This is a genomic window from Acidianus manzaensis, from assembly GCF_002116695.1.
Taxonomy (GTDB): Archaea; Thermoproteota; Thermoprotei_A; order Sulfolobales; family Sulfolobaceae; genus Acidianus; species Acidianus manzaensis.
Genome location: NZ_CP020477.1, coordinates 486,588 through 509,001 on the forward strand (window position 1 = coordinate 486,588; position 22,414 = coordinate 509,001).

Here is a 22,414-nt window from a genome sequence, read left to right on the forward strand (position 1 = left end):
AATGTGGATTAAACTAAAATTATTTTATTTAATATTTAAAAATATGATTTTTCTAACTGCAAATGGTTTATTACGCTGTATAAAACTATTTTAAGCATATTTATGTAATACTTATTTATGGATCTAGATTCGAAAGGAAAAGGTATTCCATTTAAGTTCTACGCTGCATATTATCCGCCTGTCTACACTAAATTTAAGGCTAATAATATAACAGAACTCATTAGAGGTATTGCTAATGTTGATAAATTTTCAATATTTTATCACGTATTTCATCCAATGTTATCTTCCCATGTAGTTCCAGAAGATTTACCGAATGACTTTGCTTTCTGGCTTAGAGAATCTTTACATGACGAATATTTAGCAGAAGTAGTTGCTGATGTAGAAGGAGGAGAGCCATTACAGATTGAAGATATAAGAAAAGAGATTATAGAATTATTAAATACGTCAACTACAGAAAAAGTAGCAGACTATCCTTTTGTCTTCATATCTTGTCAACCAATAATATACCCCTTGAATATCGAGGCACGTACGCTAGCTGAATTTATCGATGCTATTGGAAGAGTTCCAGCTAGATCGTTATTCTATCATTTTGTATACAGAAGAGTAATGGGGGAAAGTAAAAGAAATGAATTCACTTTGTGGTTAGAAGAAAATTTTGGCTTAATAGATCTAGGAGAAAAATTAAGCACTATAGATCCACAAAGTTATACTGATGAAGAAAAATTCAGAACTGATTTATTAAACTTGTTTGAAGAGGAGTTGTTAAGATGATAGAAAAATATACTGAAATAATAGGTGAAGATGAGCTAGACGGAATAATAAAGATAGCTGAGAGATTAAAAGACTTCTCAATTTTGCACGTCAATTCTACTAGAGCTGGAGGCGGAGTAGCTGAAATCTTGAATAGAATGGTACCATTAATGAGGGAATTAGGCCTAAACGTAGATTGGAAAGTCATTAGAGGAGAAAATGATTTCTTTAAAGTAACTAAGTCGTTTCATAATTCTCTTCAAAATGGAGTAGGAAACTTACCAGATAATGCTTTTGAAACTTATAATAAATGGCAAGAAATTAACGCTAATGAGTTACCATTAGACTACGATATAATAATGATACATGATCCACAGCCATTAGGATTAATAAATTTCAAAAAGAAGGGTAAGTGGATATGGAGATGCCACATAGATATTTCTAATCCATATCAGCCAGTATGGAATTTCCTTAAGGAAAAAATAGAAAAATATAATGCTATGATTGTGTCAACCCCGATCTTTGCTAGGGATGATGTAGAAATACCTCAATTTATAATACCTCCTTCAATTGACCCTTTAAGTATTAAAAATATTAAACTTCCAGATATTACGGTAAAAAGAGTATTGTACAAGTATGGGATAGATCTCAAAAAGCCTTTATTAGTACAGATATCAAGATTTGATTATGCCAAAGACCCAGTAGGAGTTATAAAGGCTTATAAATTAGCTAAAAAGCATATACCAAACTTACAATTAGCATATGTTGGAAGTCCGGCAACAGATGACCCAGAAGGACAAGAAGTATACGATAAGACTGTTAAAGAAGCAGAAGGCGATAAAGATATTCACTTATTAATGTTACCACCATATAGTGATCTCGAAATTAACGCATTTCAAACTGGAGCCTCCGTAGTGATGCAGAAATCCTTAAAGGAGGGATTTGGATTAACAGTAAGCGAAGCTATGTGGAAGAAAAAAGTTGTTATAGGTGGAAGAACTGGAGGAATACCATTACAAATAATTCACGGAATAACTGGATTTCTAGTTGATAATATAGATGGAGCAGCACATTATATTATACACAGTTTAAAAAACCCAGATTTAGTAGAAAAAATTGGTGAAAATGCCAGAGAACATGTGAGAAATAACTTCCTAATTACTAGGCATATGAGGGAATATATGAGTGTCATGCTATACGTTACAGGGAGAACTATTCCTGAAAGTTTGAAAAATCCAGTTTTGCAATAAAAAACCCTTCTGAAAAATCTTTATGAGGATATGTTCTATATACACGTAACCATACTTTACTTTTCTTATATCCCTCATGTCCTTTATTTGGAATTTTTATAAGATATTTTTCAAAATCTTCTATAACTTTTTCTCCTTCTTCTGGAAACAAAGAACACGTAGTATATACCACAATTGTTTTTAATTTAGAAGCTTCTCTCAATATGCCTTTTTGTAAACGAGATAGCTTAATTATATCCTTTTTTGCTAATCGAATAAATACTGATGGATCTACATTTATTGTACCACTGTTGCTGCATGGTGCATCTATAAATATTTTATCTGCTTTTCTTATTGGTAAATGCAAACCATCAGATATTATTAGGTCAACATTATTTACTTCAAGTTTTTTCATCAGCTGTTTCTGCATTAATACTCTTTTTGTTGAAACATCTATTGCTACAACGTAGGATCTATTTTTTGTAATCTGCTGTATTAAGGAAGTTTTTATGCCTGGAGCAGAGCCTATTTCTAAAATTCTTTCATTAGGCTTAGGATCAAGAAACAAAATTGAGAGTATACTAGCTTTATCTTGTAAGATAATATAGCCTTCCTCGAATTCTTTTGTTTTAGTTATTGAATTATCTGAGTTTAATTCAAAAAGATATGGAATTTCAGTAGGAATTAATGTATAACCTTTTTCTCTCAATGAGGTTACTATTTGATTTAAATCTGATTTTAAAGTGTTAACTCTAATCCACTTTTTTCTGTTATATATTCCTTTTAATCCTTCTCTACCTAGAAGAGGGTAGAGTCTATAGTATGCCCAGACTGGAATAGTAAATTCTGGATCAATGTTTTTCACTTCCAAATTATAGATCTGATTTATACTATATCCCGGATACACGTTTCTTGAATAAAGATATTTTATTATGAATTTTTTAAATTCTTCAAATAATATTTTCCTGTTTCCTTTACCATAAAGTTTAAATGAAGAATCAAAGGCTTTCTCTAGGGAAACATTTTTCGAAAGTATCAAAATTAGTGCTTTAGTGAATAATTTCTTATAACCCACTGTAGTGAATAAGAAATTACGTTAAAAAGATTATCTTCAGATGGACTAGGAATCCTCATTTTTTCAGGTAAACTTATTTCATCATATTTTTGCTTTTGCAACCATAAGTAATTTAGCATAAGCTTCTGCTTCTTCTTTTTTTATTCCTGATATTTCATCTGCTAGTCTATTTAAAATAGTAATCTCTTCTATTGATGGATAACTCCATGATTTTATATAAGATAATAAACTTAAATCTTGATTATTTATCACGTCTATTCTGGAAATGGGTGAGATAGCATTATACTGATAATAACCAGAAAATATTTTTATACCATTCTTAGCATAAATTTCATACGATTTTAATAGACCTTTAAGGTCTTCTAATGGTTGTATTATGTTGTCCCAACTTATCCATCCTAGAAATCTTGGATTATTGTAGTCTTGATATTTATCTCTTAAATTTTTAAATATAGTTTTTATTACTGAACTTTCTCTTGCATCTTTAAGTTGTAAATATCCATTATTTATAAAATAATTAATAATAAATCTTTGACTGAATCTTTTTACTATTCCTATGATATTCTTTTTTATAGACTTTATACTATTCACTCTATAGTTTACAAAGTCTTTTAGCTGACAATCATTTTCATCATAAGTAGGTGGATCTATTATTGGCCCATCAATAAAAACTATATCACAATCTTCGCAAGATTTTATCATATTAGTTTCTAGAGTCAACATAGAAATAATTGCATCTTTATTTACTTTATCAATACCATAATAGTCACTAACTAACTTTAAATCTTCTAATATCTCAGGTGGAATTTCTTTTACTTCTCCATAAATTCCTTTTATTTTGACTGCCCTAGTAATTACAAGGGTTGTATCATCAATATCTACTTTATACATACTTCCATCTATTGCGCAAGCAGTATGTTTTCTAGGTAATTCACTTATGTTATAGAACGTAAAATCAGTATTCTGATAATAAATATCGTCTGATATTATTGATAATAATGTATCTATTTTTCTTTTTCTCTGCTCTTCATCTTCTGCTATCTTCGATATCTTCTCTATTATTTTTTCAGGATTCAAATTTTCACCGTCAAAATTATCCCTTTTTGAGATAGAAATTTCAGTAGATTTATTACAGTATCCGCATTTTTACGATTAATAACTATATTACCAGTTTTAAGTAATTCAATTAGCAGATTTAGTTGTTCATCAGTCATTTGTAATGCTTTTAATTCGTCTTTAAGATTCTCATATGTCTTTTCTACAAGTATCTCAGATTCTTTAGCGGTTTTTTCTAATTTTGAAATATCATTACATATTTGAAAAGATTGAATTTGAATATCACTTTTCCCTAGTATTGTAATATATATTCTTGAGTATAGCTTTAGTTTTTCATTATTTGCTTCTATAATTTCTTTGTATTTTTTTATCTTTTCGTTAATTATATCGCTTAGTTCCTTTTTACATTTCTCTACTTGAATGTATTGTTCATTTATTATATTAATTATTGAATAAGGATCGTCAGTTTCGTCTATTTTCTTTAATGCGTCTGAAATAGTTGTTACGTATTTACTTGTAAATTCATTAGAGCAATTTTGAAGTTCATCCTTGATTTTCTTTAATCTAAGTTTTGCTTGGCTTAATTCGTCTATTAATTTACCTTGTCTTGAATACTCCTCTTTAAGTTGAGCCCAATCTAAGGAATTCTTCTCTTTTTGTAGCATCAAAAGAATATCAACTAAGTTCATTTTATTTCACCTTTTATTTCAGAAATTAATTGTTTCATTTTTTCTTTTTGATTTTGAACTTCTGCTTTAAGTTTATTTATTTCTGGATTTATTTTTTCTATTGATTCTAATTCTGTTTCTAATCTAGAAATATTTGAACCGATTTCTCTTAGCCTTAGACTATTTCTGTATAGTCTAGAGTTCTTAATTTCATCAAAAAAGGGAATCATGTTTCCTTCTATACTATACTTATATATTTCCCAAATAATCAAGTATAAGTTATTATTATCGACACCAGATATATTTTGTATAGAATCAATAAAATCCTTTAAGCTTTCTGTTTTCTTATTTTTATTAAGATTATTAATAATTTCTTGAAATTCGTCAATATATTTATTATAGTCTTCGTTTAATATTTCATTTATTTCTTTTTCTTCTTCTAGTTCTTCATGAATATTTAGAAATCTCTTTGCCTTTACGATAGCGTCAGTTTTATTTAATATGTCAGATTTGATTTTTGTTATTAAATTTTGCGCATCTATAGTTTTGTTTTCAAATTCAATAAATAGGGTATATAATATTAATATTGTAATTCCAAGTCTTACGAAGTTTTTATAATCGCTATTCTTTATTGCAGTTTCTAAAGATTTATAGTAATCTAAGATTGATGTTTGCATATCTTTTAAACTTCTAATTCCTGCATCACGTTTTTTAGCTGTTATAAAGTAACCTAAATCTATATTTATGTTTCTTAGTTGCAATATATATTCATCAATTTTATCTTTTAATTTTTTATAAATAGTATCTGAATTAAGATATTGGATTATCTCTCCAGTGAAGAGTGAAGAGTATATAAAGAAATCTAGTGAAGGGGATTTATCAAATATTTTATATACTATTTGATTTAATCGTGGTTTTACATCTTTTATTCCAGTTACAGAATAAATATATTCTAAAACAATATCTTCTGGATTATCAACTTTTTGTTTAAGATAACCTGCTAACGTTTTACTGAATTTCTTTACTGCAGGACCTGCTAGATCATCATAATATATTACGTCATTTTTAATATTTATAATGCCATTATCGTAAAAATACGATAATATGTCTTCCTTTAAAGATTCTGAAGTTTCTATATCTTCCAAATGAAACTGTTTAGAACCGAAAATTCTGAATTTATCATTAACTATGTCATTAACTTCTATAAACGTTTTTTCGTAGTTTTGAGGAAATATTGAGGGTGAAAATAGTATCCAATTGATTGATTGTATAGGCCTTTTATTTCCTTTAGCTAAGGGCAATTGCGGAATAGTTAAGTTTTCAGTTATTTTATCTAGTAAGTCTGAGATGTTTTTTACTACTTCGCCTAGTCTTATTTGTATAGTATCATATTTTATTTTTGTAGATTCTTGATGTAGATAATGGAAAAGTAAGTATAGTAATTGTCTCCTAATGGGAGTAGATAAATTAAGCTCTAATACTGGAATTGAAAAACTATCCAAGTTTATATCTATTTTACCTAAAATTATAGCTCCATGTATTATTTCATTTCCTATAATTTCATACAGCTTTTGCAAATCGTTATTTGGCTTATATATAATGATATTATACTCTTTATTGGATTTTAATTTTATTAATTTTAAATTCTTGGAAAATGACTTCTCTTCGATTTCTAAATTCATTGATTTTAGTAAGGCTTCTATTGAATCTACTTCAGCAGAAATTTCCAGTAAACTTTCATTAACGAATTTTAATGCTTTTTCCTTTATTTCTCTATTCTTAAATTCTACTACTAATCCACTAATATTTGTATTTACTATTGATTCAAAGAAATTCCAGTCTAAAGCGTATGCTTCGATTTTTGAATAAAGTTTTGCTTTTTCATAAATTTCTTGGTAATTACCTAAGTTTACTCCTTCATAGATTATCTTATTTAAATTATCTGAAATAAAAATATAGAGACTTTTATCGAAGTCCTTAGATGGAGTATAATAAATTAGAAAATCTTCTACCTCTTGAGGAATCTTATAATCCTTTGATATTTCCATCCATGTAGGATAATCTATTAAAAATCCTTTAACAATGTTACCGTTTATGCTGTTTATAGAAATTTTATCATCAATAGTAAATATTCTACTTAACAATAATTTATGAAATTGTTTTACTTCTTTAGAATCCATCTTATTTTCGATTTTATAAATCTCTTGTTTTATTGTCTCTCCTTCGTCGTTTAGATCTTTTGAAGCTTCTACTTCCTTAAAAATTTGTTCTGGTATATCTCCAGATTCTAGACTTTTACATATTATATCATTGAATAATCTAGCATATTTTCTTCTCTCTTGGGAAATAGTCCAATATGGTAAATCAAGATATTTAATGATGCTCTTATCTATAGAATTTAATTCAAATAAACAATCAAAAAGAGATAGATATTCCAATTTAGTTGGAGGATATATCTGTATTACTTTAATTCTTTGAATAAGAGAATAATAAGTCTCTGGAAATAGTAAACTTAGTTGTCCTCCTACTCCAAATACTTTAGAATATGCGCTAGGAGTCATAGACAAATAAATAATATTGTTTCCTTTTGAATTAGCTAATTCTTTAATTGAAATCCAGAAATCTCTAATATTATCTTGATATCTAGAGAATATCGCATAGTCAACACTTGACTCAACTTCATCAATTAAATAAACTGGACTATCTTTTATTATGCTAAAATCATTCTTTTTTACTAAGTCTATAAATGAAATTTTTCCTATAGGAATTTTTCTTTCTTTTAACGCTTCTTCAACGATATCAAAGAAACTACTTTTTCCTTGTCCCCAATCAGCTAAAACTGTGATTATTTCTGGAGATTCTCTATTACTATCTATTCTTTTAATTTCCCATCCGATTTGGTTAAAGAATCTTAATTTTTGTAAATATCTAGTTTTAGTAGTGATACATTGATATAATTTGTACAAAGTAGAAGAATCTGCTGCAGTTTCACTAATCCTATAATTGCAAGTCATTTTATTGAATCTTCAATTAGAACCCTATCAATTCTTTCCACAGCACCTGCGTATAACCCTAACCTAGGATCCCATGGTATTTTAACTAATGCTGGAACTTTTAATGCACTCATAACTCCGGAGACTATTACATATCCTGTTTCTAGGGAAGTTAATCTCTTAGCTAACGATTCTGGTAATCCACCTGAGGCTGACATAACGTATCTTAGATCTTCATGATAAATTCTATGAAAGAAGAAAGTATTAAGCATAGATAGTACATACTTATCTATAAATGCTGGCCTTTGACTGACTAGGAATAGTGAGACTCCGAATTTTCTGCCTTGTGTAGCTAAAGTTACTAAAGCTTCTTTAGTAAGGTTTGCTGAAATAGGATAATCATTTGAAGGAATATAATTTTGTGCTTCTTCTATTATAAATGATAGAAGTTTTTGAGAACCAGAATATTTAGCTTTAGTTAAGTAATTTAATAATAGTCTAGATATATAACTAACAATTAACTGTTTTGTTGATATATCAACGCCTGGAGAACCATCAGCTGAAAAGTCTATAATTAATAATCCTTTATTTTCCCAGATTATATCCAAAGTAGATTCATTAACTGAAGAGGAATTACTTACTAGTTTAAATCTTTTTACTATTCTATCTTTAAAAATTTCTAGAGCACTAATAACTGCTCTGCCTGTACTGGGGCTAAACCCTACTTCTTTCAAATTTTCACTTTGAATTTCTTGTTGGAGTAGAGATATTCCTTCTTCTTTTCCTAAGAGAGTATTATATTCTTTATTATCGTGTTTAGAAAGAACATAATCTAATAAATTACTTTGCAATGAATTTATATCATTTCCACCATATTTTAATGAAATAATAAATTCAGACAAATCTTTAGGTGAAAATAAGCTCAAATCTATAGTTAACTTTGTTTCTAGATCTGATTTAGGCTCTCTTATTACATATTTTTTTATCCATTTTCTTCCACCTGATACTAAATCTATATTTATAGATGAAAAATCGGTATAATCTCCATTAGCGTCTATTATAATCATAGGTAAAGCAGTAGTTTTACCTGAAATTTTAATATTTGAAAGTAAACTAATTAAATATCTCATGTCATAGCTCTTTCCACTTCCCGTTTCTCCAAAAATTCCTAAATGCATAGTTATAGAATTCAAATCAAGTAAAAGCGGTATATCTGAACCGGCAAAACTTCCATACTTAATAAAGGATTTAGGATCTACTCCATAAAATTCTTTTAAAAAATCTTCATTTTTGTTTTCTGGTAACATCTTAACATAAGAACCAGGTAACGGAGACGAATTATGATTATATTTTTTTATTATACTAAGTTCAGCCTTAATTGCAGTATTCATGTTTAATATGTCAAATGTTTTATCTTCTGTAAGTAATCCTTTAACTATTGGAATTTTCTCGTCATAAAATTCGTTTATATATTGATAGTTATCAAGTCTAGCCAAAGATAATTTATTATTATCTTTTATAATAAATAATTGACCAGAATTTATCTCAACTTCTGGTGATATTAAAGCTTGAACTTCATTAGATTCGCCTTTTTGTAATACAATCCCTATGGTCTTTCCTTCATCTAACATAAGTTATGAATAGATATAATTTAGCTTTTAAGGAGTATTACTAATCTTTTCTAAACTGGTTAAATTAGTATCTTCTATAATTATTTCATTTAAAGTATTGCTTATTGTCTTAAATGCTAGCCTTCCATAAGGATGAAATTCAATATTTACATTAGATATTTCGCTAGCTTTTTGTGTAATTTCTAGGTGATGTTTTGGTAAAACTGCTATTATCTTTTCATGCATTGGAAAAATATGCTTTAATGCCCTAGCTAAAAGATTGATAAATTCTTCTTTTTCTTCTTTTGTCATCATTGAAGGTGGATAATCGTAGGAATTGAAAGGATAGCAATTCTCGTACTCTCTGGGAACTAGTAACATTGGTTCAGATACAGAATAAAATTGAATATAATCAATGTTTTTAGCTATGGAATAGGCAAGCTTATGTGTAGCTGACCTATTATAAGGTTTTATTGAGGTACATGGAAGAAGAAACGCTATTCTTTTGTTTGAAAACCAGTTTTCTAGAAAATACTCATGCCACTTTTGGACTACTGGATGCTTAAAAGGATCTTCTCCTTCTCTTTTAACTACTCTTTCACCTTGCAATGGCGGACATTGCATTATTTCTCACCTTTTTACACATCTCCTCAATTTCTTGTCTTAAACTATCGTTTCCCATTTTTTCTACTTCCTTAGAATATCTTATATTATAATCTTTAGAAGAATATTCACTATATAATAGGACCCATGCATTTATTAACGCTCTTTTTTCCCATTTCGTAATATCAATCTCAAAAGGAAAATGAGTCCTCTCTAAAAAATCAAATAAAAAATCTATTTCATCTTTTGTAGCTCTTTTTGCTTTCCATACTACTTTTCTGTTTCCTACGTACCTTTCTCCTTTACCTGGAATCAAAAGTAATCCATTAGCTCCCTTTATCCTATATGTAGCTGTATCAACGCTATCAGCATTAAAAAATATGCTTCTCATATATGGCGAACCAGCTCCTAGAACGTGTATATAATTAATTTTTCTTCTTAAATAATGATAAATTAATGTCACTATTTTTTTACTACCTTTCAAAGATGGTGGAACTATACCACCATACGCTATCTTATCAGTGTATTGCTTATAGAAATCTATACTCTTATCTATAGAGTCTGGAGTATATGCGTGAATTATAGGTATTGTACTAACATATGGATAGAGGAATTCAAAATTCTTAAAATTCATCTCGTTTACTTCAGAGCAAAATGATGGATAGTCTAAACTCATAAAATTTGAAGCCTGTAGCGACATGTATTTCTTCAAAACTTCTTCTACTGTTATTTTCTTTCCTTTAGTCATAATCTGATATCCACCACTATCAACCCAAGTTTCATTATTCCAAGGTATTTTATTCCATGATAGTTGATTGATCATCAAAGGAGTACCTAATTCCCATACTGGAATCCGAGAATCAGGCAAACCAAGTATTACTTTCATAATTAAAGTAATACCAGGGTATTTTTACATTATGTTAACAATAATACGGCAAATATTTACATCAGGCGGAACAACTCTTCATCATATAAATTCAGGTAAGGTTGAGGTCTTCATTCAATGGTATAATATGCAAAAAAGTATTTAAGCTTAGCAAGAAGAGAGTGCAGAACAAAAATATATTAAGGATATTAATAGTGACTAATTGTATATTTTCTTTTATATTAAATATAATTTATAGACTCAAAACTTCTAGACTTCATATAAGGATAATGAAGCATTTGGAGATTCTTAATTAATACTTAATCAATGAAATGATTTCCCTAATAATCATTAAATTTAGGATATTTTCAATTATTTGTTAAATCTACACAGAAATAAAGACCATATTTGATTAATTAATAATTGAAAGTATAAGTAAATTTTCCTTAATATTGTCAGAAGACTAAGATAACTAAAGGAGTTTAAGTTATTGCTTAAATTATTTAAATTCAGTTAAGGCTCTCAACTATATTTACCTATACTGAATAGTATGAAAATAAAGGCGTTAATACTTTTAACATTAGTAATATTAGTATTTAGTCTAAAAATTCAAGCGTATAATGTAAATATATCGATTTATGAACATAATATGTCTAGTAATGGAATTCTAGTTTTTGTGGAATATAACGGTACTATATCAACAATAAAGGAAAACTCAACAATAAATTTACCTAACACTAGTGTTACTATAATAGTCTATAATACTCAAATTGGCTATAAAGTACTAATAAATGGAAATGCTACAAATGAATATACTTTCTTTCCCTACAAAATAAATAATATAAATATAACTATAATACCAAATTATATAGATATTCATCTTTTTATCAATGGTAGTGGTAAAATTGAAATACGTTATCCTAATAGTAGTAGCATAATTATCAATAAAACTACTACTTTAAAGGTATTATGTGGGAGTTTACTAACTTTATATGCTAAACCAGATCATGATTCATTTATCAGCTGGAATAACTCATCGACTTATCCTACATTATTTATAATAGCTCAAAATTCAACTACGATTACGGCGATTTTTGGTCATAGTAAAGACCCTAATAATGTAGGAATTAATTCATCACAAGATTTAGTATATCTAGGAATACTTATAGTTTTAGGTGGTTTTTATCTTTTTATTAAAAGAAAGAAAAATATCTAACTAATTTTTTAGTCTTATAATATCATATAATATTTAATGAACTCTTTAGCTAACTCTGAAAGTGAATATTTAAGAGAAGCTTCTAATCAGCCTATTAATTGGTTTACGTGGTCAGATGAAGCTTTCGCTAAAGCAAAAAAGGAAAACAAGCTTATCTTAGTTGATGTAGGAGCTTCATGGTGCCATTGGTGTCATGTAATGGATGATGAAACATATTCTAATATAGATATCGCAAATATAATTAATAATAATTTTGTAGCAATAAAAGTAGATAGGGACGAAATGCCTGAAATAGATAGAAAACTTCAGTTATTAGTTAGCCAAATCTCTGGCGAATCAGGTTGGCCTTTGACAGTATTCATGACACCAGATGCTAAAGTATTTTTCGGAGGAACTTTTTTCCCTCCAGAAGATTCTTATGGAAGAATAGGATTTAAGAAATTATTAAATGAAATTATAAGATTATGGAATACAGAAAAGGAAAAGATACTTAATGCTTCTGTGTCTATAGATTTTAAGGAAAACTTACAAGTAAAATCCAACTCTCTTAATTTTAATCTAATTGAATCTGCCTTTTCGATCTTAACTTCGGCTTATGATTTTGAATATGGTGGTCTAGGAAATTCTATGAAATTTCCTCATCCTAAAGTAGATGAATTTATGCGGGCTTACTCTTATTGGACAAAAGATGACATAGGAGAAAAATTAAGCCAATTCACTTTAAAAAAGATGTTTTATGGAGGAATATTTGACCAAGTAGGAGGAGGTTTTCATAGATACACAGTAGATAGAGAATGGAAAGTACCTCATTTCGAAAAATTACTAATAGATAATGCTGAACTATTAGAGGATTATTATAATGCATATTTGCAAAGTAACGATATAGAATATTTAGAAGCATTCAATTTAACACTTGATTTCTTAAATAGAGATCTAAAAAATCCAGATGGATATAGCAATAGTATAGATGCAGACAGTGAAGGTATAGAAGGAGGATATTATACATGGACTGAGGACGAACTTAAAGATGCACTTGGAGACAATTTTAATCTAGGTATAAAAATATTCAACATACCAGAATGTGAAGAAGTAGAAGGAAGAAAAGTCCTAATGTTAAAAGACCTTAATGATTTAACTAAGATAGTGAATAAAAATAAGACAGAACTAATCAGTTATATTAGATCTCTAAGGAAAATATTATTACAGTATAGACAAAAAAATAGAAAATTACCAAACATAGATAAAAATACATACTCATATCCTAATTACAAGTTAGCTGAAGTATTACTATTCTCTAAAACTAACGTCCAGGACGCTTTATCTATTGTAAATAATATCAATAATAATATAATTACTAGAAGATTAAAAGGAGGTAAAGAAGGAATTTTAGAAGATTATGCTACTGCATTATTAGCTAGCATTGCCGCTTATGAAGTAACTTCCTCAGAAAAATACTATAATATGTCTATTGAGTTAGGAGAAAAAATAATGAAAGATTTCCTTACTGCCGACGGTTTTATAGAAAGTAAAGATAATAAGGATCTCTCAGTTTTTGATATGCCAAATGAATCTCCTAATTCACTAGCCATAAAAGGATTGTTAAAGCTTTCAAATATATCTGATATCAAAATAGACGAAAATATAATTTCTAAATTTTCTAACCTTGATCCTTCTTCAGTTTCAGGAATTTTAATTTCTGCTGGAAGTTTAATAAAAGGAATAGCCCATATAGTAATAATCGATGAGAAAGACGGAAATGCAGAAAGATTACACGATTATTCGCTTAAAACGTATTATCCTTTAAAGGTAGTGGAAAAAATTTCTGATGATGTAAAAGATAGACTTACTTCTACTTTAAGAAGCATGATTACTTACGGTAAAGGTAAAAGTAGAGCTTTCATATGCATAGGAACTACATGTAGTATGCCGATCTATGAAGGAGAAAAAATAAACTCATTCCTTAAATCTAAGGAAATCTAAATATGAAGTATGAGGCTAAAAGATAAAAAAGTATTAATTGTAGGAGTAAGTGAAGGCTTAGGATATGCATTAGCATATTTTCTATTGAAGGAAGGAGCAGAAGTAATAATATCTGCACGAAATTCGGAAAAATTAGAAAGAATAAAGAAAAATCTGGAAAAATTTGGTAAAATTAATTACATATCAGAAGAAATAAAGGATATAGATTCTGCAAGTAAATTAATAAAAAATGCTTATACTATATTTGGAGGGAAAATAGATGGATTATACATACTAATAGGTGGATATATAGAAGATGATATCTATAATTTAAAAGGTCTTGACGAGATGATAAATAATCATATTAAATATCCTCTATATGTTATTTCTTCTGCATTAAACTACTTAAATCAAGGATCTACTATAGTATTAATATCTGCTCTTAGAGGAATAGATAAAGCATTACCTAATCAATTATCATATTCTATAGCAAAAGCAGGAATAGCAAAAGCTACAGAAGTAATAGCTAGTGAACTATTAGATAAAGGAATAAGAGTAGTTAGCATTGCTCCTAGCTGGATTTATGGAAATTTTGAACCAGAAAGAAATTGGAAATCAGAAAGAAAATTAGGAGATGTAAAAGCACCGCCAGAGGACTTTGCCAGAATACTAGTTTGGTTAATAAGTGATGAAGCGGAATGGATAAATGGCGTAGTTATTCCAGTAGATGGAGGTGCTAGATTAAAATGAAAACAAGCGAAATTTTAAAAGAAAGCGCAGGCGATTTGTGGAACAAATATACCAGGCATGAATTTTTACAAAAAATGAAAGATGGAAGTTTAGATATTAATACTTTTAGATATTATTTAATACAAGATTCAAAATATGTTGAAATAATGTTAAAAAGTTTATTAACAGCGTCAAATAAAGGACCTATTGACAAAGTAAGTAATATTCTAAGTATTATATTTGAGACTAGAGATAAAGGAATGGAAGTGCATTCTTGGTTATTATCTAAAATAGGCATTACACACGAAGAAATCTCTAAAACAGGATTTTCAGTTTCTAACTATGCATACACTAGACACCTATATTATTATGCTACATTAGGTTGGGATTACTTTCTAGCATCATGGAGTCCATGTATGTGGGGCTACTATGAAATAGGAACGTATGTTAAAGATTCGCCAAATGAACTATATTCAAAATGGGCCGAATTTTATGCATCTGATGAATACAAAAAAAGAGTAGATGCTATTCTTGATGCTTTAGACTCTATACAGTACAGAGAAGAATTAAAAATACCATTCATTGATAGTGTAAAATTTGAAATAAAATTCTGGGAATCGGCACTAAATAGAGTAGAGACTGATATACAATGACAGAATGGATAAAAGAATTTAACATTAAATTAATCTGTGATCTAAAAAACCTAGATTTCTACTGTAATAGTAAAGGTCATGTCATTGAAGTTCATTTAAATGATAATAACTGCAATGTAAGATTATTTTCTAGCAATTATAGGCTATCGTTCTCTAATGATAGGTTATTTGATTTTAACAATTTAGATGTAAAAAAAGGTAATGATGCAAGAAACGAACTAGTAAATTTATTATCTCCTTTAAAAAATGATATTTTAGAAGAATTGGAAACTACAAAGCTAAGATATGATATACCCACATCTGTAACGGAAGATTTTGTTAACATGTTTAATGGTGACGCTATAGATTTAAGGAAAATTTTAGACTTTAACGTGAATTATCTAGAATACGATCTCGGTAGAGATTTTGTTAAAAATGATCCAAAATTTGCAACTGAAAAAAGATTGAAACTGGCTTTAGGAATACAAAATAAATATATAAAAACGATCAATTGGATTGATTCCAAAAAAATCGACATATTATTTTCAACAGATAATGAAAGCTGGACAGAAAATTTAAATGAAACAAAAAATTTAATCACAAATTTTCATACATTAGATAGAAAATATACTGATATTAAGAAATATCTTGAAAATCTTATTAACAGCCTCTAACAGAATAATTAGAAACTGTATGCTGGCGAATATTATAATATATGTTATTGATTTTATATCAATATTATTAGATCTTGGTCTAATATTTCAGATATATCAGGAGAATAAAAAATTTTTTATAGAGCCTAAAGGAAACTTTTCTGGAAAAGTAAGTGTAATAATACCAGTTAGAGGTATTGATATAAATATAGAAGAAAATATCGAATCTATTTTAGATCAAGAATTTACTCCATACGAAGTAATTTATGTAATAGATCCAGATGATCCAAATAAAAGAGAACTCATACAAATTTTAAAAAAGTTTAATGTCAAAGTTATTGAAAGTTATTATCAATGTGATAAATGTAGCGGAAAAATAAAAGCTCAAATTTCTGGTTTATTACAAAGCAAAGGAGATATTATAGTTTTTGGAGATTCAGATACTTTTTATCATAAGAAATGGTTGAAAGAGCTTATAGCCCCATTAAGTATGTATACAGCCACTACAACGTTCTCGTTTGCGCATCCTATTAAACTTTCGTTATCTAATTTAATAAGAGCAGGCTTTTGGACTCTAGGATTTGAATCCCAAGCACTTCAAGGAACATTCTTATGGGGTGGATCTATGGCTTTTAGAAGAGATTTTTTAGATAATAATGTAATAACAGAATTAAGTAAAGAATGGTGTGATGACTGTACTTTGACAAGAATAGTAAAAGAGCGTAATGGCACAATAGGATTTATAGGGAAAGCAGTGCCGCTAAATATCTATGACGAACATAGTTTAGTCAAATGGGCATCAAGGCAAGTATTAACTGTGAAAATTTATTCATATAGAGGAGCGAAAGCATTTCTAGTTATAGGATTTATAATGCTATTACTATTTATTATAGCTATTATAAACCTTAATGTCATTTTATTTATTCCGTTTATATTATGGATAGTTAAAAATCTGAATAGAGGAAAATACTTAGGCAAAAATGCTATACTACCATCTTTGATGTCTATATTAGGAATATTTTTTGCTTGGTTTATACTAGTTATAAGTTGGAATAGAAACAAAATAACGTGGCGCGATAAAATATACGTAATAAAGTGATGAAGTTCCACCCCATTGATAGATGAAATAATTTTTAACATATACTGATTAAATATAATAGAAAGTGATGAGGTCGAGCACTACATGAATTATGATGAAAGGACCACAACTGAAGCTACAGTAGAAATTCACTTTAATTTATACGAGCTAAGGGAGTCTGTAGCTTCTTATCGAATATTAGATGAAGGAGATTGGACTATAATATCAAATAAAGATGAAAACTACTTACTTAAAGAGTTCGATACATATGGAATATTAATATATCCAATTACTGTAAAAGAAGAAATAAAAGAGGCATTTAGCCAGAGATTGGAAAAAATAGATAAATTCAGAGAAGTATTATATAAACCACAGTATTGGAGAGAAAATATTACTATTTGTATAGATAAAGATAGACTATATACTGCAGATGATCTTAACCTAGAATTTTTCAATGGGATAGATTTAGTTAACGATATATTAAAATCTAAAGGGATAGAATTTTATAATGATGAATATTCTGTAAGAATTGTAATAAAAATATCTAGACCATTAAATAATAATATACTAAATCAAGCTATGGAAAACCTTTCTAGAGCTTTATCACTTTACTTTAGGATAAAAGAAGCACAAGAAGATATAGCAGAAAAATTAGCAATGAAATTCTAACCTTTAATTCTTTTATACATTAAAACTATGGTTCCTATAATAAATAAAATTCCACCTATAAACAAAATAGGAAATATGAATAAAAACAAAGTAGTAGGAATATTAATTATATTTTCAAAAACTGATACTTGCTTGCTATTATTATTTCCTATAGTCAATGTGTCATTATTGTTCGGAAGTTGAATATAGGTATTATGTATATTGACTATTGCAGGACCATAAAATACAACTCCAGATGCAGAAAATACTATAACTTTAGATCCTGGGTTAATTGTTGTAGTAAGAGTAGATGAAGAAGGAATAGTAAAACTTGAAGACTGAGAATTAATTTGTAAAATTAAATCTGCAACTAATATACTGCTTAACAATAATACTATACCTACAATAGTTAATATTTTATATATTCTGACTTCCATCTAAATTACATATCTGCTTTTCAGAAAAAAATCTTTTCTAGAAAAACATGATATATAAAATATAATAATACTAGGCTTTTTATTGATTCAAATTTTTATAATCATAATGTATATCTACTTATGTGCTATGGTTAATATTTACTTCGGGTAAATGCAATCTAGTTTGCGACTATTGTGGAGGATCATTTCCAAAAGATATAATACCATGGAAAATAAATTACGATCTAAAAAATATAAAAAAATTAGTTGAATCAGATAAAAACTCTACAGTAATTTTCTATGGTGGAGAACCTCTTTCTAACCCAAAATTCATAATGGAATTTATGGATAATGTAAAAGCTAATAGATATGGAATACAAACTAATGGAACTTTAGTAAAATTACTCCCTGAAGAATATTGGAAAAGAATGAATTTAGCTCTTTTATCAATTGATGGAAGAAGAGAAATTACGAACAAGCATAGAGGCAAGAATATTTATGATGTAGTAGTAAAAAATGCTAAATATCTTAAGTCGCTAGGAATTGAAACAATAGCTAGGATGACAGTAACCCAAGATTCAGATATATATCAAGATGTAATGCATCTAATTAATCTTGGTATATTTGATAAGATACATTGGCAACTTAATGTCATATGGACAGAGAAATGGGATGTGCAATCTTGGTCAGAAAAATATCTTGAAGGAATTAAGCTTCTTACACAGTATTTTTTGGAAAAGCTAAAGGAAGGGAAGGTAATTAAGATAATTCCTATTTTAGGATTAATAAGTGCTCATTATTTTGAAGCTTATAAAGGATCTCCTTGTGGAGCAGGTTATAAATCAGTTTCAGTAACTACAGATGGGAGAATTTTATCATGCCCAATAGCAGTTAGAGAAGAATGGGCAGTACTAGGAAATGTAAAATCTGGATATAAATTACTTGAAGATCCTTTGCCAGATATTTGTAAAAAATGTGAAGTAAAAAATTACTGTGGTGGAAGATGTTTATATTCAATGAAAGAAAAATACTGGGGAGAAGAAGGCTTTTTACAAGTTGATGAAATAACTAAAAAATATATAAAAATTGTTATCTCAATTATTCCAGAAATAGATAAATTGATACGAGATGGAATAATTAGACTAAGCCAACTCAAATACGATCCAACTTTAGATTCAACAGAAGTTATACCTTAAGAGGTAAAAGTAATGATAATAGAATCATGTAATATTATAATGAATAAAATTACATCAATGTTACTATCTGCTACAAATTCAATATTTTTAGTTAGTGGAAAACTAAATGAAGATATAGTGAACGAAATATACCGAAAAGCTGCTAGCGGAATAAAAGTCACAGTAATAACTTCAGATAAAAATTGGTCTAGATATCTAGAAAATTTAAAGAAAGGATATGGCAAGGAAAATCAAAATAAACTCCAAGAATCTGTAAGAAATCTTAATTTAAAATCAAATATTTATGATAGATTAAGATATATAATTTTAGCTATAACTATTTCTCTTTCTATAGTAATTTTTTTCAGACTCAACCTAGATATTATTACTATAATTTTGTATATAGTTTTTGTTATTATAGATATATCAACTTTTATATATTTTACAAAAAAAGAGAAAGATATAATTAATCAGTTAAGTATAGAAAATGAGAATTTGCAAAGAGAAATTAACGATATAAAAACAATTAGAGAAAAATTGGAAAAGAACCTTCATATAATTGAAAGTATAGAACTAAGCTTTACAATACTTATTGCCGATGATAAAGCAGTTATAACAAGTTATACTCCAAATTATAACAAAAATAGTTTCCATTATTTCCAAGAAATAAATAAAAGCGAAGCATTAAAAATTATATCTTATATATTAAATTTAAGTAAGTCTTGATAATATTTTAAGCATTTCTAGACCTTGTTGTATGCCCTTTTTAGCCTCCGGAATACTATGCTCATTAAAGAAATTAACTACATCATTAACGTTATCTAGACCTAAAATAGGTAATGTATCTGATAGAATCCTACCCAATATTCCAGTGCCTTGATAGGCTTTTCTAACCTCATCGATATATGTTTTTAGCCATACCCATACTGCTCTTCTACTCTCTAGATTACGAGCAGCAAGTGGTAAGATTCTTAATATATCTTGTTTTTTAATTAGTCCAATAAGACTTAAGCTTAATGTGTTATTTACTAAATACGATTCTTTAAATGATAGTAGCGCCTTTAAATATCTCTGCTTTTCTTCATCAAACTTTTCTTTTTTGTAGGACTCTAACAATTTTTCATAAGCGTTCTCTTCATAAGTTCTAGCATATGCCATAAGCACAGCGTCCTTTATTTCAGTATCTATATTTTCATTAATTTTTTTAGATAATTCTATTGCAAATTCATTATCCATAAGTACTAAATTCTCTAGAATATTTGCATATGTTATCTTACCTAGTTCGTCTTTTTTCTGTGACCATATTTTTTCTTGCGATTTATGAAAGTCAACAGCTATTTTTCCATATTTCTGTTTATTTATGAGATATAAAGTCATTAATTGAGATGAAAGTTCTAAAACAGGTAAATAATTATCTTCGTTCATCATAGTTAGCACAATTTTCTTATACTGATCAAAATTTATCTTTCCAGAAAGTAAAAACGCAAAGTAGTCATTTACTAAGCCAAATTTTTCCAATGAATTTAGATTAGCGATTTTATCTATATTATCGTAGTATACTCTATAAAATCCTGACTTATCTAAATTAACCTTTATTGAATTTACTGATTCATTTATTTTAAACTCCTGCTTCTGCGAATCTAATAACATATTATATTTTTTGCCATTAATCTCAAATGTCAATGGAACTAAGTAAATTTTATTATCTTCGCTACCATCTTGGAAAAATCTTTTTTGTGTAAAAATAACAGTATTACCATCAATTTTAACATCGATTTCTGGATATCCTTCTTGAGTTATCCAGGATTCCATAATTTTAGATACTGGTTTTCCTGAAGCCTTTTCTAAGCTTATCCACAAATCTTTTCCTTCAGCGTTAGAGAACTTATGGGATTCTAAATATGATGAAATTCCTTTTCTGAAATCTTCATTTCCTAGATAATATTCGATCATTCTTAGAATACTAGCACCTTTACCGTAACTTATATCATCAAATATTTCCTCTATTTCCTCTACATTTTTTACATTAGCTTCTATAGGATGAGTTATATGTAATGAATCTTTTATCATAGCTCCACTAGTTTCCTCATAGATGAAATTACCCCAGAAATCCCATTCTGGTTTTAACCAATTTACTGCCTTATAGCTCATAAATGTCGCAAAACTTTCATTTAACCATAAGTCATTCCACCACTTCATTGTAACTAAATCTCCAAACCATTGATGCGCTAACTCATGAGCTATAACTTCTGCCACTCTTCTTAACTGTCTTATGCTAGAATTTTTATCTGCTAAAAGTGCAGTTTCTCTAAATGTTATTGCACCCCAATTCTCCATCGCTCCAAATGCAAATTCTGGTACAGCAATTAAATGCTCCTTCGGTAAGGGATACTTTATGCCGAAATACTCCTCATAAAATTTAATGAAATTCCTACCATAGCTAGCAGGAATCTCTCCTCTAGATATTTTGCCTGGTACTGTAGCTACTATTACTGTAGGCTCTGCTGAATAATCATAATACTCTTCAAATTTGCCTATTCCTAAGTAAATTAAGTACGTAGACATTCTTGGTGTTTTCAAAAATTCTACTATTTTTTTATCGTTTTCATATTCTATTCTTTGTATAGGCATGTTAGAAATAACATCTAAATCTTTATCCACCTTTATTGTGAACTTAAATTCTGCCTTATATGCTGGATTATCAACACATGGAATGAATTTTCTAGCGTGAGAAGACTCAAATTGAGTAGTAACAATATATGAACTATCATAAGGAGCAACATAAATTCCTACTAGATCATCCCTTACTTTTCCTTCAAAATCAATTTCTAATTCTCCAGAAAAATTTCCAGTATTTATAGTTACACTCTTTTCGCCAATAACAAAAGGAATATTATTCCCGTTACTAGAAACTTTCTTTACTTCAATACCATCAGCGTCTAATACTAATTTATCATCAGTTTGAAGTTGAATTTTTTCATGACCATAATATTTTAGACCCTTAAAATCAAAATCTATAAAAACATCGTAATAGTTTATTTGCATATTACAACATAATT

20 protein-coding genes are annotated in these 22,414 nt (G+C 28.3%); 11 read left to right on the forward strand and 9 right to left on the reverse strand.

Annotation, left to right across the window (positions count from 1 at the left end; genetic code table 11):
* Positions 1 to 117 precede the first annotated feature (117 nt).
* A complete protein-coding gene (locus B6F84_RS02170) occupies positions 118 to 771 on the forward strand; it encodes a DUF5752 family protein (protein ID WP_148690705.1) in 654 nt (217 codons plus the stop codon).
* Entirely contained in the window at positions 768 to 2,000 is a 1,233-nt protein-coding gene (locus B6F84_RS02175) for a glycosyltransferase (RefSeq protein ID WP_148690706.1), read from the forward strand. Before B6F84_RS02170 ends, B6F84_RS02175 begins: the two co-directional genes overlap by 4 nt.
* On the opposite strand, the gene B6F84_RS02180 is transcribed toward B6F84_RS02175, so the two are convergent.
* The 7 genes from B6F84_RS02180 to B6F84_RS02210 all read right to left on the reverse strand — a co-directional run bounded on the left by B6F84_RS02180 (position 1,963) and on the right by B6F84_RS02210 (position 10,870).
* Positions 1,963 to 3,054 carry an RsmB/NOP family class I SAM-dependent RNA methyltransferase gene (locus tag B6F84_RS02180; RefSeq protein WP_148690707.1) on the reverse strand — a complete coding sequence of 364 codons (1,092 nt, stop codon included), beginning with the start codon at positions 3,052 to 3,054 and terminating at the stop codon, positions 1,963 to 1,965. The two genes, B6F84_RS02175 and B6F84_RS02180, sit on opposite strands and share 38 nt — an antisense overlap.
* A gap of 81 nt (positions 3,055 to 3,135) precedes the next feature.
* Positions 3,136 to 4,131, reverse strand: coding sequence for a DNA double-strand break repair nuclease NurA (locus B6F84_RS02185; protein ID WP_148690708.1), 996 nt, complete (start codon positions 4,129 to 4,131; stop codon positions 3,136 to 3,138).
* A complete protein-coding gene (locus B6F84_RS02190) occupies positions 4,128 to 4,799 on the reverse strand; it encodes a hypothetical protein (RefSeq protein WP_148690709.1) in 672 nt (223 codons plus the stop codon). Before B6F84_RS02190 ends, B6F84_RS02185 begins: the two co-directional genes overlap by 4 nt.
* Complete coding sequence (locus B6F84_RS02195) at positions 4,796 to 7,792, reverse strand: hypothetical protein (protein WP_148690710.1); 2,997 nt, start codon at positions 7,790 to 7,792, stop codon at positions 4,796 to 4,798. The genes B6F84_RS02190 and B6F84_RS02195 overlap by 4 nt, the downstream gene beginning before the upstream one ends.
* Positions 7,789 to 9,402, reverse strand: a complete 1,614-nt coding sequence (locus tag B6F84_RS02200) for an ATP-binding protein (protein WP_148690711.1) — start codon at positions 9,400 to 9,402, stop codon at positions 7,789 to 7,791. Before B6F84_RS02200 ends, B6F84_RS02195 begins: the two co-directional genes overlap by 4 nt.
* A gap of 27 nt (positions 9,403 to 9,429) precedes the next feature.
* Positions 9,430 to 10,005, reverse strand: coding sequence for a DUF5591 domain-containing protein (locus tag B6F84_RS02205; RefSeq protein ID WP_148690712.1), 576 nt, complete (start codon positions 10,003 to 10,005; stop codon positions 9,430 to 9,432).
* The gene (locus B6F84_RS02210; protein ID WP_148690713.1) at positions 9,980 to 10,870 is read right to left on the reverse strand and encodes a tRNA guanosine transglycosylase family protein; all 891 of its coding nucleotides are present in this window, start codon (positions 10,868 to 10,870) and stop codon (positions 9,980 to 9,982) included. The genes B6F84_RS02205 and B6F84_RS02210 overlap by 26 nt, the downstream gene beginning before the upstream one ends.
* 529 nt (positions 10,871 to 11,399) lie before the next feature.
* Here B6F84_RS02210 and B6F84_RS02215 point away from each other — a divergent pair.
* The 7 genes from B6F84_RS02215 (at position 11,400) to B6F84_RS02245 (ending at position 17,785) form a co-directional block, all read left to right on the forward strand.
* Positions 11,400 to 12,065, forward strand: coding sequence for an LPXTG cell wall anchor domain-containing protein (locus B6F84_RS02215; RefSeq protein ID WP_148690714.1), 666 nt, complete (start codon positions 11,400 to 11,402; stop codon positions 12,063 to 12,065).
* Between the two features lie 36 nt (positions 12,066 to 12,101).
* Complete coding sequence (locus tag B6F84_RS02220) at positions 12,102 to 14,045, forward strand: thioredoxin domain-containing protein (protein WP_148690715.1); 1,944 nt, start codon at positions 12,102 to 12,104, stop codon at positions 14,043 to 14,045.
* A gap of 9 nt (positions 14,046 to 14,054) precedes the next feature.
* Positions 14,055 to 14,774, forward strand: a complete 720-nt coding sequence (locus tag B6F84_RS02225) for an SDR family NAD(P)-dependent oxidoreductase (protein ID WP_148690716.1) — start codon at positions 14,055 to 14,057, stop codon at positions 14,772 to 14,774.
* Positions 14,771 to 15,406 (forward strand): thiaminase II/PqqC family protein, encoded by a 636-nt coding sequence (locus tag B6F84_RS02230; RefSeq protein WP_148690717.1) that lies wholly within the window; start codon positions 14,771 to 14,773, stop codon positions 15,404 to 15,406. Before B6F84_RS02225 ends, B6F84_RS02230 begins: the two co-directional genes overlap by 4 nt.
* Complete coding sequence (locus tag B6F84_RS02235) at positions 15,403 to 16,059, forward strand: hypothetical protein (protein ID WP_148690718.1); 657 nt, start codon at positions 15,403 to 15,405, stop codon at positions 16,057 to 16,059. The genes B6F84_RS02230 and B6F84_RS02235 overlap by 4 nt, the downstream gene beginning before the upstream one ends.
* Before the next feature lie 19 nt (positions 16,060 to 16,078).
* A complete protein-coding gene (locus B6F84_RS02240) occupies positions 16,079 to 17,137 on the forward strand; it encodes a glycosyltransferase family 2 protein (protein ID WP_148692807.1) in 1,059 nt (352 codons plus the stop codon).
* Positions 17,138 to 17,221: 84 nt separating this feature from the next.
* On the forward strand, positions 17,222 to 17,785 hold the full coding sequence (locus B6F84_RS02245) for a hypothetical protein (protein ID WP_148690719.1): 564 nt from the start codon (positions 17,222 to 17,224) through the stop codon (positions 17,783 to 17,785).
* Here B6F84_RS02245 and B6F84_RS02250 read toward each other — a convergent pair.
* Entirely contained in the window at positions 17,782 to 18,201 is a 420-nt protein-coding gene (locus B6F84_RS02250; RefSeq protein ID WP_148690720.1) for a hypothetical protein, read from the reverse strand. The two genes, B6F84_RS02245 and B6F84_RS02250, sit on opposite strands and share 4 nt — an antisense overlap.
* 122 nt (positions 18,202 to 18,323) lie before the next feature.
* Here B6F84_RS02250 and B6F84_RS02255 point away from each other — a divergent pair, with 122 nt between their 5' ends.
* Both B6F84_RS02255 and B6F84_RS02260 read left to right on the forward strand, forming a co-directional pair.
* Positions 18,324 to 19,376, forward strand: coding sequence for a TIGR04084 family radical SAM/SPASM domain-containing protein (locus B6F84_RS02255; RefSeq protein WP_148690721.1), 1,053 nt, complete (start codon positions 18,324 to 18,326; stop codon positions 19,374 to 19,376).
* 12 nt (positions 19,377 to 19,388) lie between these two features.
* Positions 19,389 to 20,081 (forward strand): hypothetical protein, encoded by a 693-nt coding sequence (locus B6F84_RS02260; RefSeq protein WP_148690722.1) that lies wholly within the window; start codon positions 19,389 to 19,391, stop codon positions 20,079 to 20,081.
* Here the strand turns inward: B6F84_RS02260 and B6F84_RS02265 are convergent.
* Complete coding sequence (locus B6F84_RS02265) at positions 20,067 to 22,400, reverse strand: M1 family metallopeptidase (RefSeq protein ID WP_148690723.1); 2,334 nt, start codon at positions 22,398 to 22,400, stop codon at positions 20,067 to 20,069. The two genes, B6F84_RS02260 and B6F84_RS02265, sit on opposite strands and share 15 nt — an antisense overlap.
* Between the last annotated feature and the right edge of the window lie 14 nt (positions 22,401 to 22,414).

Excerpts from the sequence above, each read along its gene's own strand:
- B6F84_RS02205 (WP_148690712.1), bottom strand. The coding sequence starts at position 10,005 with ATGCAATGTCCGCCATTGCAAGGTGAAAGAGTAGTTAAAAGAGAAGGA.
- B6F84_RS02195 (WP_148690710.1), bottom strand. The coding sequence starts at position 7,792 with ATGACTTGCAATTATAGGATTAGTGAAACTGCAGCAGATTCTTCTACT.
- B6F84_RS02235 (WP_148690718.1), top strand. The coding sequence starts at position 15,403 with ATGACAGAATGGATAAAAGAATTTAACATTAAATTAATCTGTGATCTA.
- B6F84_RS02230 (WP_148690717.1), top strand. The coding sequence starts at position 14,771 with ATGAAAACAAGCGAAATTTTAAAAGAAAGCGCAGGCGATTTGTGGAAC.
- B6F84_RS02225 (WP_148690716.1), top strand. The coding sequence starts at position 14,055 with ATGAGGCTAAAAGATAAAAAAGTATTAATTGTAGGAGTAAGTGAAGGC.
- B6F84_RS02170 (WP_148690705.1), top strand. The coding sequence starts at position 118 with ATGGATCTAGATTCGAAAGGAAAAGGTATTCCATTTAAGTTCTACGCT.
- B6F84_RS02240 (WP_148692807.1), top strand. The coding sequence starts at position 16,079 with ATGCTGGCGAATATTATAATATATGTTATTGATTTTATATCAATATTA.
- B6F84_RS02215 (WP_148690714.1), top strand. The coding sequence starts at position 11,400 with ATGAAAATAAAGGCGTTAATACTTTTAACATTAGTAATATTAGTATTT.
- B6F84_RS02200 (WP_148690711.1), bottom strand. The coding sequence starts at position 9,402 with ATGTTAGATGAAGGAAAGACCATAGGGATTGTATTACAAAAAGGCGAA.
- B6F84_RS02220 (WP_148690715.1), top strand. The coding sequence starts at position 12,102 with ATGAACTCTTTAGCTAACTCTGAAAGTGAATATTTAAGAGAAGCTTCT.
- B6F84_RS02210 (WP_148690713.1), bottom strand. The coding sequence starts at position 10,870 with ATGAAAGTAATACTTGGTTTGCCTGATTCTCGGATTCCAGTATGGGAA.
- B6F84_RS02260 (WP_148690722.1), top strand. The coding sequence starts at position 19,389 with ATGATAATAGAATCATGTAATATTATAATGAATAAAATTACATCAATG.
- B6F84_RS02250 (WP_148690720.1), bottom strand. The coding sequence starts at position 18,201 with ATGGAAGTCAGAATATATAAAATATTAACTATTGTAGGTATAGTATTA.
- B6F84_RS02175 (WP_148690706.1), top strand. The coding sequence starts at position 768 with ATGATAGAAAAATATACTGAAATAATAGGTGAAGATGAGCTAGACGGA.
- B6F84_RS02190 (WP_148690709.1), bottom strand. The coding sequence starts at position 4,799 with ATGAACTTAGTTGATATTCTTTTGATGCTACAAAAAGAGAAGAATTCC.
- B6F84_RS02265 (WP_148690723.1), bottom strand. The coding sequence starts at position 22,400 with ATGCAAATAAACTATTACGATGTTTTTATAGATTTTGATTTTAAGGGT.
- B6F84_RS02245 (WP_148690719.1), top strand. The coding sequence starts at position 17,222 with ATGAATTATGATGAAAGGACCACAACTGAAGCTACAGTAGAAATTCAC.